Genomic DNA, 15,643 nt, shown 5'->3' on the forward strand with positions numbered 1-15,643 from the left:
TCGACACAACTGCAGAGGCCTTTTTGCGGTAGCATGGCAGGCAAAAACCAGCAGAATACTTATAGTTTTTCTTCCAACCACAAGTATCCCGCCGCAAGCAGAAATAGCCCAAAAAACCAGCTCGCTGGCCAGGGCTCCAGCACGTTTTCCTGCGATAGGGTGCTTGCGGCCGGCATGGCCAGAGCCCGCGCCCCAAAAGCCTGCTGCCGTGCTTGCTGCTCGGGGCTTTGCCAGGCCGAATCCGGGTACACGTAAAAGTTATGAGTGGTGCGCCCGGGGCCACGCACTTGGTGCCAGCCCGAGGTAGCAGGCCAAAACTGCGCAGTGCTCCATTCGGGCAGGCGAGTATCCTGGCGCAGGGCGAGCCGCACGGGTGAGCCCGTTGGTAAGGCGGCCACGGTGGGCTGGCTTTCCGGGAGGGTGGCGGCAAGGTGCAGGGTGAGCGGTTGCGAAGCGCGGGGCCAGCGCGAACCGGTGTTCCAGGCGGCGGCTGGCTGGGCTGGGGGCACGGCGGCGGCCAGCAGCTGGTTCCAAAACGAAGAATACAGAGGGGCGCGGCCCTGCAATGCCCAACGGAAGGTTTCGGGCACCACCGAAACCACCACAAACCCCAGGCCCAGGCGGTGGCTGGCCGCTACCACCGCCTGGCCTGGTCCCGTAACCAACGAGCGCAAGCCCACCGCCGGGCGCAGCTGGGCCGGCAGGGCTGCCCGGGCTTCTGGCGGCGCATTGGGCCAGGTAAGAACCTGCGGCACAGCCTGGGCTGCGGCGCGGGGCACAATGGTAAACGCTGTGCGCCCGGGAGTAGCGCGGGGCAGGGGCGCTGCTTCGGCCAGCGCCAGCAAGCCAAGCCGCCCGGCACTGATGGCATTTTGTACCGCCTGTGTTTCCGCTGCCGTGAGGGCGGCCAGCGTGGGAGCATCGGCAACCAGCACTTTGTAGCGGCTCAGGAGGGCGGGCGTGAGCCGACTCAGCTCTTGGGCCGGTTGGTTCACAAAATCAGTTTGCACCAGGTTCCGGCTTACGGTAGTGCGCAGGGCCACGGGGTACTGCGCCTCGGCCAAGTGGTTCTTCAAGAACTTGAATTCGAACGCCGGCGTAGCAGTCAGCAAGAGCACGGCGGGCAGCTGTGAGGTGGTAATTTCTACCGGCAGTGGTTCGGCCGCGAGCAGCTGATTTGCCCGGCGCAGCTGCAGCTTATAAGTAGCAAGTCCAGCCGTTTTGGGCGAATAGCGGAGCTGAAAAGCTCCGGCACCTGTGGGCAGCGACACTGAGTCGCGCACGGTGCCGGCGGCGCTCAGGCACACCCAGGCTGGCTGGCTACCCTTGGGCGAAGCCACGGTGCCCTCCACCTGAAAAGTCTCGCCCAAGGCTACTTTCTGATTCCATAAAGCAGTGCGAAAGCCAAATGACTCAGGCGGAGCGTGCGCCTGCACCGCCACCTTGCCCAGAGCAGCTAATTCGGCGCCGGGCAGGCCGTGGCCCACCACGTGCACGCGGCGGAGTGCGGGCCGTTGCTCGGCCAGCGTGAGCAAGCTGGCCAGGGGCCGGGCCTTGGCGGGGGCGGGCTCGCTGCCATAGTACCACAGCGGAGTACCTGCACCCAGCCGCCGCAAAAGCTGCCGAAGCGTATCGGGCTGGTAGCCATCCGTGAGCAGAATGGCTTCGGCGCGGGCGGCAGGCCGCGAGCGCATGGGTGGGAAGGCCACCAGCCACAGCGCAGCCGCAGCCACCGCGCCGGCCACCATTCGCATTACCCGCTGCCGCTGCCGGGTGCGCCGCCACGCCCCAACCATCAGCCCGAGGCCGAGCAGGAGGCAGAACGCCAGCAAAACGTAATAACTGGTAGGATGAAGCGACGTGAATGGCAAAATGCTAGCGACTTAACTCTTGAAAATAGCTCCGTGCCAGGCGGTTGGGAGCGGGCGGAGCCTGGGGCGTGGGCGGGGGCGAGGCCAGCAGGTCGGTGAGGGCGCGCTCCACGGGGGGGCGGCAGGTGGCGCAAGCGGGCCGGCCCGCCCGCACATCGGCTACTAGTTCGCGCAGGGCGCGCAAGGCGGGCAGGTACACCCCGGGCCGTTGCAGGGCGGCGCCCGCCAATACCGCACCCGCCTGCTCAAGCAGCAGCGCATCGGCGGGTTTGGTTTGGTCGGTGGCCGGGGTTTGGGCCAGCCAGCGCAGGGCAGCCCGCACGGTGGGCTGAGTGGCCGGGGCCGGTAGGTTTTGTTGGTTGCGGGGCACGGCGGCGCCCGCCAAGTCGCCGGTGAGGCGCAGGGTGGCTTCGGGCAGCGGCTGGAGCACGAAGCCGGCTTTCTTGACGTAAGCGCGGGTTTGCTGCTGCACTTCCTTCAGGAGGCGCAGGGCCTTGTACTCATACGGCAGAGCCGCCGTGAGCTGGCCAGTGCGTAGGCGCAGCTCGGCCGCCCACATCTGGTCGAGCACCACGCGAAGCTTGGCTTTCACGGCAGGCTCCAGGAAGTCGGCGGTTTCGGAGTCGTCGTGCTTGTGAACGTAGGGTTCCATCAGCGCATCGGTTTCGGCGGTGGGCGAGGCTTGGGCCAAAGAGCCAGGCGGCGTGGCGTGGTCGTGGTTGTGACCTTCACCCGCGTGTTCGCCAGCGTGTTCACCCGCGTGTTCGTTGTGGTCAGCACCTTCGTCCTCATCCTCGGCTATGGGCGAATGCGGGGCGCTGGGGCCGATGCTGCCGCCCACCTCTTCGCCCATAAACTTGCCGTAGCGCAGGCGCAGCATTTGTTGGTCAGCGCCCAGGTTATTGGCGCGAGTGGCCACGGTGGCCGGGTCAAGCTTGGGCTTTTCGGCAATCAGTTTTTCGGTATCGATGATGGTTTGCCGCTGACTACGGAAGTAGGCTGGCGCTACCTTGACGCCCATGCCCACGTCGGCGGGGCTATCGGCCACGGCGGTGTCCTGCCACTGCACGAGGTAGGCATCGGTGCGCGAAGAGTGCCCGGCATTGTCGCGGGCCGAGATGTAGAAGTACAGCTCATCGCCGTAGGTGAGGCCAAGCTTGGGCAGGTTGAGCTGGCTGCTCAGGCTGGTTTGCGAAGGCTGACCACCCAGCCCCGCACTCAAATCGCGCCGCACTTCCCGGAATTTTACAGACTCGCCCTGGCCCTGGGCCACCGTAATCACCAGTTCAGCCCGGCTGAGGCCGTAGTCGTCGCGCAGGGTGGCGCGCACCAGCAACTCGGGCCGCATGCCAAATTCTACCAGGGTATAGGGCTTGGGCATTTGGATGCGAATGACTGGGGCTTGGTCGGGCCGAACGTCGATGGCGTAATCATCGGACACCGTGCCGGCGTAGCGCAGCCGATAAAGCGTAGAAGCCGCTAGGTTTTGTTCAGCGAAAAAGGAGCCTGCCTTCCCTGCTACTGGCTGCATGCGTAGGCGTTGCCGGCCTACTTCCACTTCGGGCACCGCGCGGCTGCTTCCGCTCACCTGCACCTGCCACCGCACCCGCGACCCCTGCGGGCATTGAAACGAGGCCTGGGCAGGGGCAAAGGCGGCTTGCCGGGTATAGGCTGGCGGCGTCACCAGCAGCTGCGTTGCGGCAATGCGGGCTGGCGTCTGGCCCGGCACAGGGGGCGGACTATTGGAAAAGCGAACCGCTACGTTGCCCGGCTTGGCCACCAGCGGCGAAGCAGTCGGCAGCCACCAGACCACCGCGCTGGCCAGCATCAGCAGTCCCGTTGCCAGCAGTGCGCTGCGGTAAGCCACAGGCAGGGCGAGAGATTTAGCGGCCCGCAATTCCTGCAGCCGCTGGGCTACCCGGCTCTGCTGCAGCTGTTCCAGCAGGTTGAGGCGCTCAGATGGCTGTAATAGCAAGCCAGTGCTGTCTTCGAGCGTGGGATAAAGCCGGTCGAGCCAAGTGGCGGTAGTAGCTGGCTGCACCCGCCGCAGCGGCCAGAGCAGCGCTGCTACTACCGCCAAACCCAGCACTCCCGCACCAGCCCAGGCCCATTGGGCGGCGGGCCAATGCCGGCTGAGCAATACCAAGAGCAGCGCACCAGCCGCCGCGGGCAGCAGCACGCTGCCCGCCCGCCGCCAGGCATAGCTGCGGCCCACCGCGCCGAGCAGCTGACGGGCCGAGGCTAGGCTCAATAATTGAGTATCGGCTACTGGTTGGCTCATGAAATTGAAGGCAAGGACTGGTTTGCGCGCCGATAAGCCAGCAAGCGTTCAAAAGCAAACAGCAGCCCGGCCGCCAGCACCAGCCAGGGCCGAAGGTCTGTTTGAAGAAAGGACTGCGGGGCTGCGGCTTGCGCAACGGTAGTCGTAGTTAGTTTTGCTCCTGCCGCTTGGCTGCTTAACCGGAGCTGCATGGGGTCGAGGGCACGTTGGTCTTGCAAGGCCAGTGCCTGGTCAAGGGCAGTGGGCGGCTGGCTTGCGGCATCGGTGCTTTCGGGTTGCAGCAGGGCAAGCAGGCGGGCTGGAAGGGCGGGGCTGTCGGCCAGCTCGCTCCAGATGGGGTTGAGCCGGGTGGCTAGGTGGTGGATAGCTCCCCGGCCCAGCAGTTGGCGCGAAAGCACTGGCCGCCCTTGGCCATCGGCCCAGAGCGGGTAGGAAGTACCACCAGTTGCCTCTGCGGGCAAGGGGCTGCGCCTAAAAATGGAAGCCGGGACTTCATCGAAGGTGGCCGTTGCCAAGCGCGCTTTGTCTGACCGACCCGGACCCACTGCTTCCTGCCACACCTGGGTGCCTTGGCCTACTGCAGCGCGCCAGTCCGCAGGCAAAGGGACATCAGCAAGCCAAAATAGCCAATCTGGCCGGTTGGTGGGGGCGGGCGGAGTGGAAGTAGTACTGATGACCATCGGCGATAGTAGGCCCGCGGCAGCGGCTCGCAGGCCGGCTTGCAAGTACCGCGCATCAGGCGCGAAGTCAGGGGTCGAATAAATGACCACGCGCACCGGGTTGGTGCGCACCGGTATAGCCGGCACGGCCTTGCCCGCTGACGATGCCCCAACCGGTTGGAGTTGGGCGCCCGCAGTCCCGGTTTCGAACCGAAAAGCAGGCAGACCGGTCAGCCGCACCGTGCCACCCGGCGCTGGTTTCTTCACGGACACCGGCCGGAATGTTGTCTGGGTTTCGCTGCTTTGGCCCAGCAGTAGGCGCAGGCTGTCGCCGCGTATGGCAGCGGCCTGCAACCAAGTTGCGGTGGCGGCAGTGGGCAGCATTTGCCAGTTGACTTCGGCCGGCAATGGAGACTGCGTGCCCTGAAAGTCTTGCATGGTAGCTGGCGTCAGCACGTACAGGGGCTGGCCCGAGAAAGTGCTGGCGGCCTGCCGCACCCGCGCCCACAGCACCCGCGACCCTGCCGGGCTAGTGGCCGCCAGCACTCGGGCGCTATCGCGCAGGCCCAGCGAATCGGCGCGCAAGGCAGCCCGCGAGGCCTTGGGAAAGCCAGCCGCCAGCCACCGCAGGGCGTAGCCGCGGCGACGCAGGGAGTCGATTGTGGGGCGCAGGGCCGCGAAGGCTGGCGTGCCCAGCAGCTCGGGGCTCACCAGCACCTGGCCGCGGCCAACTGGCTGTGGAACTCGCCACACCGGGCCCGCCAGGGCCACCGCCAGCACGACCAGCAGCGCCGAACGCAGCAGCAGCAGCCACAGCTGCTCGGGCTTTAGGTTGCGGAGCCGGCGGTTGGCGCCGGCCGCTAACCAGCGTAGGCTGCCCACTGCTACCTCGCGGCCGGGCCGGCGGTTCCAAAGATGAATAAGCACCGGCACTATCAGCCCAAGGAGGGCCAGCAAAGCGGCAGGCGTTAGTAGCGTGAACAAGGAAAGTGAGTCGGAGTAAAGTCAGGACATGGACACCCAAATGTCCCAACAATTGCAGGAAGGCCGGGAAGAATCCCAAACAGTCCTGCAAAGTAGCCATTCGCTCAGCTTTCCGCGCACTGGTTTGCCTTACTCATCATGCTGCTTCGGCCAAAAGGCAGCCGCTCAAATGCAGCCACCGGACGCCCACAGCATGCAGTGCGGCGGCCTACAAGCCGTCCAGAATGCCTCTCAAATCGCGCGCTTTTTCCAGGGTCTTGAATTCTGCTTGAAGCGACCGAATACGCACCCGGTCTTCGAGCTGCAGCTGGCTGCCAACTTGCTCGTAGCGGGCATTGAGGCGCTCCAGCACCAGGTTGGCACCTTCCCAATCGGTTTTTACCCAGCGCTTGTGGCTCACGCGGGTCGATTCGATGAGGCGGCTGTATAAGTCGGGCAGGGTGCTGGCCATGGCCCGGTTGATGGGGGCGGTGGTGTTGAGCAGCTTGCGCTGCATGTCGTTCACGGCGCTGCTGCGCTCGTCGCCCGCCAACGGAATTTCGATTACGGGGTGGCCGTTTTCGGCGGCCCAGGCTTTGTAGCGGGCTTTTTGGCCCAGGTACTCGCGGCGCGACTGGGCCGTGAGGGTATCGAGGGCGCCGTCCAGGCGCTTGGTCATGCGGGAGTAGTCAGTCTCAATTGCTGTCCAATCGAGTCGCACGGTCGCCATGTTCAGCTCCAACTTGTCGTCGACCCAGTTGCTGAAGGTGCGGAGTTCTTGTTCCAGGTTCATGGCTGGCGTTTTGGAAGTGGCCGGGGCCTTAGTGACAACCGGAGCCTTGGTGGCCGCGGCCGGCGCTTTGGTGGTTGGGGCCGGCGCTTTAGCGGCGGGGGCAGTTGCGGTGGGAGCAGGCGTGGTTTTCGGGCTAGTGGTCTGTTGGGCAAAAGCCGAGCTCGCCGCCAAAGGCAGCAGCAGAGCCGCCAGCGCGATGGGAAAAAGAATGCGTTTCATAAGTTGGTAAAAGAAAGCTATACGAGCGTCGGGCTAATAGACGCTGATAATGCTAGGCAATTTCCGGCCCAATTCCTGGTGCGCACCAAAAGCAGCATGAATCCCGCCGTTCAAAAACGGCTGCTTTTCGGCCGCTCAGCCGACGAAATCTGAACCTAGAGCGACGCGTTGCGGCGGCGGATGAACTCGCGCATGGCGTAGTCGAGCGGAGCGGCGGTGCTGAGCTGGTGGTAGTCGAAGCCCTGGCGGCGGGCGGCTTGGGCGGTGTCGAGTAGCCACTGCTGCAGCTGCAGCTGATAGGTCGGACGCTGCTGGTCGGCATCGAGCTGCATGGTGCGGCCAGTTTCCAAATCCCTGAAAGTGACGGCACCTTGGTAGCTGAAATTCAGTTCGTTATTGGCCATCAGGTGTAGCAGCAGCACGTCGCCGCTCACGGCCCGCAGCCGGGTGAGCAAGGCGTTAATCTCCGATTCCTCTTCGTACAAATCACTCACGCACACCGTGAGGGCGCGCTGGCGCCGGGCCGTGAGCGGAGCCAGCGTGGCGCTGTTGGGGAAGTTTCCGGTGGCTTCGGCCGTTTCTAGGGCGTGGTAGAGCCGGGGCAGCTGGCGGGTGTCGGCGCGGGCGGGCAGGTGGCGCAGCCCGGCGGGGCTAAGGATGGTCAGGCCCACGGCATCGCCCTGCTGTTGGGCCAGATAGGCCAAGGACGCGAGCAGCAGGCGGGCGTAGTCGAGCTTGGTGAGGCCGTTGTCGTCGCGGTGGTTCATGCTGGCGCTGGCGTCGAGCAGTAGGTGCACGGTCAGGCTGGTGTCGACCTCCGACTCGCGCAGGTAGTAGCGGTCCGAGCGAGCGGCCAGGCGCCAGTCGAGGCGGCGCAGGTCGTCGCCGGGCTGGTAGGGACGGTACTGGCTGAACTCCATGCCCGCACCGTGGCGGCGGCTGGCGTGCGCGCCATTCAGGAAGCCTTCGGCCGCCTGCCGGGCGGCAAGAGACAGGTTGCGCAGGCCGTGGAGTAGTTCGGGAGTGAGCAAAATTATTTCTCGCTGAGGTTCGCAGAGGTTTCCGCAGAGGGTATCGCTGAGGTTCGCAGTGGTCGAACTCCGCGCACCTCAGCGGAAACCTCTGCGAACCTCAGCGAGAATTTAAACTTTAACGGCTTTCAACAGCTCCGCCACGGCATCGTCCGCCGTCAGATTTTCCGCTTCGGCGTTGAAGTTCAGCAGTACCCGGTGCCGCAGTACCGGCGGAGCCAGCGTCCGAACATCATCCAACGTCGCGGCGAAGCGGCCGTGCAGCAAGGCCCGAGCCTTGGCGCAAAGAATAAGCGCCTGCCCGGCCCGCGGCCCCGCGCCCCAGCGCCCGTAATCCTTGATGAATTTCACTTCCGAAGTGGCCGGGCGCGTGGCCCGCACCAGGCGGTTCACGAAATCCATTAGCTCAGGACTGAGGCTGACCTGGCGCACCAGCTGCTGCAGCTGGCGAATGTCGGCGCCGCCCAGCACGGGCTGCACTTGCTGGCCGGCCGCGCCGGTGGTGCCGCGCAGCACGGCCAGCTCCTCATCGGCGGTGGGGTAGCCGATGCGCACGTACAGCAGGAAGCGGTCGAGCTGGGCCTCGGGCAGGGGGTAGGTGCCGCTCTGCTCGATTGGGTTTTGGGTGGCCAGTAGGAAGAAGGGCTTGGGCAGCGCGTGTTCGGTGCCGGCGTAGGTGACGTGGCCTTCCTGCATGGCCTCCAGCAGGGCAGCCTGGGTTTTGGGCGGCGTCCGGTTGATTTCATCGGCCAGCACCAGGCTGGCGAAAATGGGTCCCTGGTTGAACTTGAACGAGCGGTGGCCGGTGCCGTGGTCTTCCTCCAGCACCTCGGTGCCCAGGATGTCGGTGGGCATCAGGTCGGGCGTGAACTGGATGCGGCGGAAGGGCAGGTCGGTGGCCGCGGCCAAGGTGCGCACCAGCAGGGTTTTGGCCAGGCCGGGCACGCCTTCCAGCAGCGCGTGGCCGCCAGCCAGCAGCGCCACCAGCACTTCGTCGAGTACATTTTCCTGGCCCACAATAACCTTGGCAATTTCGGCTTTGAGCACTGGCAGCTTGGCCACGAGAGAGTTCACTTCTTGTTCGGTCATGTTGGGGTTTTGGTCGGCAGGAAAGGCCGTCATGCAGAGCGCAGCGAAGCATCTCGCTTGGGTTGGTAGTTCAATGACGCGAGCGAGATGCTTCGCTGCGCTCTGCATGACCTTTCTTTTTTAGTTCTCAGGTTAGGGCATACAGCAGGATATTAACCCCAAACTTGGTATTGTCTTCAGCCAGAAAGCGCTTGTTGCGGAAGTCATAGTCCCACTCGCAGCCGTAGTCTTTGTTGGAGTACAGCACCCCAATACGGCCTTTTATTTCCACGGCTTTCAGGTAGTCGTGCACCAGGTCGTCGCCCCAACCGTTCAGCTCGAAGCCGGTGTTGGGCGGGCCGTCCTTGAACTTGAAAAACTGCGAGTAGATGGGGTGCGTCTTAGCGATTTTCTTGAGGGCGCCGGCCCCAAAGCACTGGCGCATCTGCTCCTCGAAGGAGCGGGCAAAAAGGCCGTCGATGTCGTGGTTGCAGTCATCCACAAATACGAAGCCGCCGTTGCGCACGTACTGGATAAAGTTCTTTTTCTCGGCCGCCGAAAACTGCACCAACCGGTGGCCCGACAGGTAGCAGAACGGGTAGTTGAAGAGCTCCGGGCTATCGAGGGCCACAACCTTTTCCTTGGGGTCGACGGGCACCGTGGTGTACTGCACCAGCGAGTGCAGCAGATTGGCTGGCATTCGCTCGTCTACCGCATCCCAGTCGCCGGATTGGTACTTCAGGCGGACAAACGTGAAAGGGGCTGCGGGCACAGGTAGCGAAGTGGGCAAGTAGAAGATTGGAGCGCGGACAAGCAGGCCTCGGGGTAATAGTCGAGCTCAGAATAAATGAGTTGCTTTTTCCGTTGAAATCAGGCAAAGTAACGGCGTTTTGAAGCAGATGGTCGATAAAGCGCAACTTTTCATTGTGCGACTGCCGTACGAAGAAGTTAACCCACCCCGCGTATCCATCCTGCGCTGGCAGAGCACGTTACCAAAAAAGGCGCTGCCCCTCCGTTTGCCACCATTCCCTTTTATGCTATGAAAAAGGCTGTTTTTATATTCCTGCTTACTGTTTGTTTTGTTCCGCTTGCCAATGCCCAACTGGGCGTAAAAGGTGGCTTAAACCTAGCCGAGCTTACCGGCCGCGATGGCGAAAGCTCATCCTACAAAGCTTTTTACCACGTGGGGCTTTTCTACGAAGCCAAGGTGCTGGGGCCGCTGGCCATCCAGCCGGAAGTACAATACTCGGTAGCAGGCGGCAGGCTGAAATCAGCCTTCACCAACTACGACAGCCAGCTGCACTACCTCACGGTGCCCGTGCTTGCCAAGCTCACCGTGGGGCCGGTTTTTGTGGAAGCTGGTCCGCAATTCGGGGTGCTGCTGAGCGCCGACCAATCGGGCCAAATGCAGGTTGGGCTGGCCCCCGATGGCACACCGGCCTACGGCAACGAGTCGCGGCCAGCCACGGGCAACTTCAAGCGCGGCGACTTTAGCGTGGTGGGCGGCGTCGGGCTGAAGCTGGCCGGCGGTTTTTCGCTCGGCAGTCGGCTCGTGGCCGGCCTCAACGACATCAACGACGTCAAGAATCTCTCCGGCATCAACGACCCGCGCCTGCAGAACCGGGTGTTTCAGTTTTATGCCGCCCTGCAGTTCGGGGGAAGGTAGCGCCGTTTGCTCCGGTCCGACCGCCCTAGGCGGTCCGACCGGTTTAAGAATGCGCAGCCCTGCTCCAGCGACAACCGGTCGGACCGCCTAGGGCGGTCGGACCGGAGCAACGATTATTGCAAAAGCCCCCTGCTGAGTGAAGCGCAATGCAGCTCAGCAGGGGGCTTTATGCTTGTTATTAGCTTCAGCTTAGATAGCGTCGGACAAGCTGGTGAAGGTGAAGTCACGGATTTTGAGCGGGGGCACCAGGCAGCCGGCCAGCCGCTGGGGTTTGCCCATGGCCTCAATGTTATTGAGCATGATGATGGGGCTCTCGTTGAAGCGCAGGTTCTTGATGGGGAATTTGATTTTCCCGTTCTCGATGTAGAAGGTTCCGTCGCGGGTGAGGCCAGTGTAGAGCAGCGTTTGCGGGTCGACCTCGCGGATGTACCACAGGCGCGTGACCAAGATGCCTTTGGCCGTGCCCTTGATGAGCTCATCGGTGCTCTGGGTGCCGCCCGTCATCACGAAGCCGTTGGGGAAGGCCGTGGCCGGCACGTTGTTTTTCTGCGCCCAAAAACGGCTGTAAAACATATCTTTCACCACGCCCTTCTCAATCCACGTCTGGCGCCGGGTGGGCAGGCCGTTGTCGTCGAAGGCATTGCCGGGAACTTCGGCGTTCATGGGGTCGGAGTAGATGGTGACCCGCTCGTCGAAGAGCTTCTCGCCCTTGCGGTTGCCGCCGCCTTTCTTGCTCAGAAAGCTGCGGCCTTCGTCGGCCTCACGGGCGCCCATGCCATACATGAGACCACCGAGCAGCGACAGGTCATCGCCGGCCATTAGGGCCGCGGGCTCCAGAATCACGGTGTACTTGCCCGGCTCAATGGCTTTCGAGTTCACCGAGCTCAGCGCTTTGTTGGCGGCGCGTTCGGTGAGGAGTTTGGCGTTGAGCTTGGCTGGGTCGGTTGCGTCGGCAATGGCGTAGCCGGAGCCTTTGCCGTCGGCCGTTCGCACCGTCACCGAGAAGTCGGTGTTGGTGGATTGCTGGTAGGCTTCCAGGCCCTTGGAATTGCGAAGGGCTACGAAGCGGGTGCCGCCATCCATGAAGCCGGCGGCGCTCAGGTTTTTGGCGGCGCACACGGCCATGCTTTCGGAAGCGGCTTGGGCCCGGGTGGCCGCCGTGAGCAGCGTGGTGGCCGTAGAGGGCGGGCTCAAGTACGTTTGGGGGCCCAGCAGCGGCACGTACTCGGGGCTTTCGGGAGCAAGCTTGGCGATTTCCTCGGCCCGCTGCACGCAGCGGCGCAAGGTGGCCTCGTCGAACTCGTTGCAGGTAGCTACGCCGCTGCGCTTGCCGAAGCGCGACTCAACGGCCAGGGAAACGGAATCTTGAGCCCCAGCCGTGCTCACGCTGTTGCGGGCATAGCGGATGTTGCCGGCAGTGCGGCCCCGCAGCGAGGCCTCGCATTCATCGGCGGTGCTGTAGCTGAGGACCTTCTTTAGTAAAGTTTGGGCGTCGTCTTTAGTGAGAATAGCCATGATGGATTTGCAGGAATTGAAAGGTGGAAAAACTCCCCTCCTCAGCTGAGGAGGGGATATTCGAGCCAACGGCTCGGACGGGGGTGGTTGAGTCGTTGCACGATACCCGAACGATTTTACTGTGAGTTGTTCGGAACTCGTTGAACGATACCCGAACAATTCCCTTGTGAGTCGTTCGGGTATCGTTCAACGAGGTCAACCACCCCAGCTCAACTTGGCAGTTGAGCGTCCCCTCCTTAAAAAAGGAGGGGAGTTGTGGTCGTCCCAGCGCTAAACCTTGCGGGCGGTGTTGATGACGTTCACGCCATTGAAGCGCGTGGTGGCCGAGCCGTGGCTGACCGACGACACCTGCGAGGGCTGGCCCTTGCCATCGAAGAAAGTGCCGAACAGGCGGTAGTCCGACTGGTCGCATGAGCCCGCGCAGGCGCCCCAGAATTCTTGGGTGTTCGATTGGTAGGCAACGTCTTCCAATGGCTCGGTGATTTTCCCTTTCTCGATGGCGAAAAACAGCTGCCCGCCAAACTGGAAGTTGAAGCGCTGCTGGTCGATGGAGAACGAACCGGCACCGGCGATGTAGATGCCTTTGTCCACGCCCTTCACCATTTCATCGGGGCTCATTTTGGCTTTGCCGGGGCGCAGGCTGATGTTGGGCATGCGCTGGAACTGCACGTCTTCCCACGACTGCGCGTAGGCGCAGCCATCGGACTCCTTCTGGCCCACGATGTGGGCTTGGTCCCGGATTTTCTGGTAGTTCACCAGCTTGCCGTCCTTGATGATGTCCCACTCGCGGGTTTTCACGCCCTCGTCGTCGTAGCCCACGTTGCCCACCGAGCCGGGCTGCAGCTTGTCGGCCACGATGTTGACTTCTTTCGAGCCGTAGGGCAGGTTTTTGGCCTTCCACTCCAGCGTGGCGAAGCTGGTGCCGGCGAAGTTGGCCTCGTAGCCCAGCACGCGGTCGAGCTCGGTGGGGTGGCCCACCGATTCGTGAATGGTCAGGCCCAGGTGGCCGGGGTCGAGCACGAGGTCGTACTTGCCGGGCGTCACCGATTTCATGGTCAGCTTGGCTTTGGCCTGCTTGCCGGCCAGCGCGGCATCGGCCAGCATGTCGTAGCGCAGCTTGTAGCCGATGGTGTCGGTGCCCTGCGGGCCGCGCACCTGCTCGGCTGTGTTGGGCGTGAGGTACTCGTAGCCCAGCCCGACCGGCGCGCTCAGCGACTCCCGCGAGCGGAATTTGCCCGACTTCGTGTCCACGGCCGTGGCACTAAAGGTCGGCCACAGCCGGTGCACGTCCTGGTCGATGTAGGAGCCGTCGGTGCTGGCGAAATACTTCTGCTCGTTCACCTGAAACAGGCCCGAGTTGATGTAGTTGGCGCCTGCATCGAGCGCGGCGGCATTGGCCGCCAGCAGCAGGTCTACTTTCTGCTTCACGGGCACCTCAAAAGCGCTTTGCTGGATGGGCGTTTTCCAGCTCACTTCGCCGTAGCCTTTTTGGGCTGCCAGCTGCACGGGCTCCTTCATCACCTTGCGGTTGGCTTTGGCAATGTCGACCGCCGCGCGGGCCGTGGCGGCCAGGTTGGCGTCGGTTACCACGCTGGTTGAGGCGAAGCCCCAGCAGCCATCTACCAGCACCCGGATGCCCACGCCGTAGCTCTCGGTGCTCACGATGTTCTGCACCTGCTTTTCGCGGGTGAACACATACTGGTTGAGGGAGCGGCCAATGCGCACGTCGGCGTAGCTGGCGCCCGCGGTTTTGGCGGCGTTCAGGGCCGCGTCGGCCAAGCGTTTTTTCACTATGACATCGGCGCCGGGCTCCAGCAAACGGGCCGGGTCGACGGCGGTATAGCTAAAGCCGGGCAGGCTCGGGAGCAATAGCCCACCCGCAGCCAGGCCGGTGAGTCCTACAAAGTCTCGTCTTTTCATTGATTGCAGAGTAAAAAGGTGATGAATATGAAAGGGTTGAAGGTCGAAAAAAGTCATGCTGAGTGCGGTCGAAGCATCTCATGTGCAATAGTAATCCAGTTTAAGCGGATTATAGTAACACGCGGGAAGCTTCGGCGGCGCTCAGCATGACATTATGGGTTTGTTCGGTTTGCCGGCGGGCTACACGGCGTCGGAGAGGCTGGTGAAGGTGAAGTCGCGGATTTTGAGCGGCGGCACTAGGTTGCCGCCCAACCGCACCGGTTTGCCGATGGCTTCCAGGTTGTTAAGCATGATAATGGGACTTTCGTTGAAGCGGAAGTTCTTCACCGGAAACTTAATCTGGCCGTTCTCGATGTAATAGGTTCCGTCGCGCGTCAGGCCGGTATAAAGCAGGGTTTGCGGGTCGACCGGGCGGATGTACCACAGGCGCGTGACCAAGATGCCTTTGGCCGTGCCTTTGATGAGGTCGGCCGTGCTCTGGGTGCCGCCTTCCATTATCCAGCCGCCGGGGCGGGGCAGGTCGGGGATGGCGGCTTTCTGGGCCCAGTAGCGCGAAGAATACAGGTTTTTAACCACGCCCTTTTCTATCCAGGTCACGCGCTTCTGCGGGCGGCCATCGCCCGAAAACATCAGGCTGGGAATTTCGGCGTTCGTAGGGTCGGAGTAGATGGTGACCCGCTCGTCGAACAGCTTTTCGCCCTTGCGGTTGCCGCCGCCTTTTTTGCTCAGAAAGCTGCGGCCTTCGTCGGCGTTGCGGGCGTCGAAGCTGCCCATCAGGGCGGCCATTAGCGAGGTGTCAACATTAGAAACCAAGGCGTTGGGCTCCAGAATGACGGTGTACTTGCCGGGCTCAATGGCCCGCGCTTTCATCGAAGAAGAAGCCTTCTCGGCGGCCACGCGGGTGAGGCGAGCGGCGTCGAACTTGCTGGCGTCGGTGTAGTCGGCAGCGGCGTAGCCCGAGCCGGTGCCGTCGGGCGTGCGCACCGTCACGCTGAACTCCAGGTTGGTGAACTGCTGGTAGGCCTCCAGACCCTTGGAATTGCGCTTGGCCAAAAAGCCCGCCGAGTCAACTAAAAAGCCAGCGGAACTGACCTTTTTCTGGTCGCAGAGCGCCGTGCTGGCACCCATCTGGCGAGCCCGAAAATCGGGGTCGATGGCGGCCGTGGCCGCGGCGAAGGCTTTGCTGTTGTCCTGGTACTGTTGAGCGCCCAGCAACGGCATGTACTCGGGGCTTTCGGGGGCGAGCTTGGCAATTTCCTCGGCCCGCTGCACGCAGCGGCGCAGGGTGGCCTCGTCAAATTCATTGCAAGTAGCTACGCCGCTGCGCTTGCCAAACCGGCTTTCCACGGCCAGCGACACGTTGTCCGTGGCGCCAGCCGTGCTGATGGTGTTGCGCGCCGAGCGCACGTTGCCGCCAATTTGGCCGTTGAGGGAAACCTCGCACTCGTCGGCCGTGCTAAAGCTCAGCACCTTCTTCAGGATGGTCTGGGCGTCGTCTTTAGAAAGAATGGGCATGATTCTGAGATTCGGAGTTAAGAAAACTCCCCACCTTTTTTAAGGCGGGGACGCTAAGCCGCTAAGCTTAGCTGGGGTGGTGACGTCCGTTGAACGATGGGCAAACGACTCGTGTAGGCGTCGTTCAACGAGTTCAACCACC

General features: G+C 63.0%; 11 protein-coding genes. 1 reads left to right on the forward strand and 10 read right to left on the reverse strand.

Annotated elements, in window-relative coordinates:
• Positions 1-59: 59 nt before the first annotated feature.
• The 7 genes from BMZ66_RS00890 to BMZ66_RS00920 all read right to left on the reverse strand — a co-directional run bounded on the left by BMZ66_RS00890 (position 60) and on the right by BMZ66_RS00920 (position 9,657).
• Complete coding sequence (locus BMZ66_RS00890) at positions 60-1,832, reverse strand: hypothetical protein (protein ID WP_092668122.1); 1,773 nt, start codon at positions 1,830-1,832, stop codon at positions 60-62.
• A 43-nt stretch (positions 1,833-1,875) separates the two neighbouring features.
• Entirely contained in the window at positions 1,876-4,152 is a 2,277-nt protein-coding gene (locus tag BMZ66_RS00895; protein ID WP_092668123.1) for a DUF4175 family protein, read from the reverse strand.
• Complete coding sequence (locus tag BMZ66_RS00900) at positions 4,149-5,795, reverse strand: BatA domain-containing protein (protein WP_092668124.1); 1,647 nt, start codon at positions 5,793-5,795, stop codon at positions 4,149-4,151. The genes BMZ66_RS00895 and BMZ66_RS00900 overlap by 4 nt, the downstream gene beginning before the upstream one ends.
• 208 nt (positions 5,796-6,003) lie before the next feature.
• Positions 6,004-6,786 (reverse strand): hypothetical protein, encoded by a 783-nt coding sequence (locus tag BMZ66_RS00905; protein ID WP_092668125.1) that lies wholly within the window; start codon positions 6,784-6,786, stop codon positions 6,004-6,006.
• 155 nt (positions 6,787-6,941) lie between these two features.
• Entirely contained in the window at positions 6,942-7,817 is an 876-nt protein-coding gene (locus BMZ66_RS00910; protein WP_234794932.1) for a DUF58 domain-containing protein, read from the reverse strand.
• Between the two features lie 111 nt (positions 7,818-7,928).
• Positions 7,929-8,906, reverse strand: a complete 978-nt coding sequence (locus tag BMZ66_RS00915; RefSeq protein ID WP_092670161.1) for an AAA family ATPase — start codon at positions 8,904-8,906, stop codon at positions 7,929-7,931.
• Between the two features lie 127 nt (positions 8,907-9,033).
• Complete coding sequence (locus BMZ66_RS00920) at positions 9,034-9,657, reverse strand: DUF4159 domain-containing protein (RefSeq protein WP_092670163.1); 624 nt, start codon at positions 9,655-9,657, stop codon at positions 9,034-9,036.
• 267 nt (positions 9,658-9,924) lie between these two features.
• Between BMZ66_RS00920 and BMZ66_RS00925 the strand changes: the two genes are divergently transcribed.
• Positions 9,925-10,551 carry a porin family protein gene (locus tag BMZ66_RS00925; RefSeq protein ID WP_092668127.1) on the forward strand — a complete coding sequence of 209 codons (627 nt, stop codon included), beginning with the start codon at positions 9,925-9,927 and terminating at the stop codon, positions 10,549-10,551.
• Positions 10,552-10,740: 189 nt separating this feature from the next.
• On the opposite strand, the gene BMZ66_RS00930 is transcribed toward BMZ66_RS00925, so the two are convergent.
• The 3 genes from BMZ66_RS00930 to BMZ66_RS00940 form a co-directional block, all read right to left on the reverse strand.
• The gene (locus BMZ66_RS00930) at positions 10,741-12,066 is read right to left on the reverse strand and encodes a TldD/PmbA family protein (RefSeq protein WP_092668128.1); all 1,326 of its coding nucleotides are present in this window, start codon (positions 12,064-12,066) and stop codon (positions 10,741-10,743) included.
• A 270-nt stretch (positions 12,067-12,336) separates the two neighbouring features.
• Positions 12,337-13,986: a TldD/PmbA family protein gene (locus BMZ66_RS00935; protein WP_092668129.1), complete on the reverse strand. Its 1,650-nt coding sequence runs from the start codon at positions 13,984-13,986 to the stop codon at positions 12,337-12,339.
• Positions 13,987-14,166: 180 nt separating this feature from the next.
• Entirely contained in the window at positions 14,167-15,501 is a 1,335-nt protein-coding gene (locus tag BMZ66_RS00940) for a TldD/PmbA family protein (protein WP_092668130.1), read from the reverse strand.
• Between the last annotated feature and the right edge of the window lie 142 nt (positions 15,502-15,643).

The sequence above is a fragment of the Hymenobacter arizonensis genome, from assembly GCF_900115775.1.
Lineage (GTDB): Bacteria > Bacteroidota > Bacteroidia > Cytophagales > Hymenobacteraceae > Hymenobacter > Hymenobacter arizonensis.